General features: G+C 53.5%; 1 protein-coding gene. It reads right to left on the reverse strand.

The features are described 5' to 3' along the window. Positions 1 to 104 (reverse strand): Hsp70 family protein (locus tag A3714_RS17680; RefSeq protein WP_156493820.1); only part of this gene is annotated, 104 nt, incomplete at its 3' end. Positions 105 to 241: the final 137 nt, after the last annotated feature.

Consider the following 241-nt stretch of genomic DNA (forward strand, 5'->3'; position numbering starts at 1 on the left):
GTACGCGCGCCTTCAGCGTTTTCAATAACCTTGGCTTTATCCCCTTCCAGTACGGCCACACAGCTGTTGGTCGTACCCAGGTCAATACCGATAATCTTACCCATGTCTCTCTTTCTCCTTCACACCAGCCGGTTCCCTGACGGCAAACCGGGCAGTTGAATTGTCAACTCGTCTGGCCTCTATATGGCGGTGCTTCATGCCGTTTCAAGGGGCCAGAGTGCCTTTTTGCTTACTCGGCAGC

This window comes from Alcanivorax sp. HI0007 (assembly GCF_001635525.1).
Classification (GTDB): Bacteria; Pseudomonadota; Gammaproteobacteria; order Pseudomonadales; family Alcanivoracaceae; genus Alcanivorax.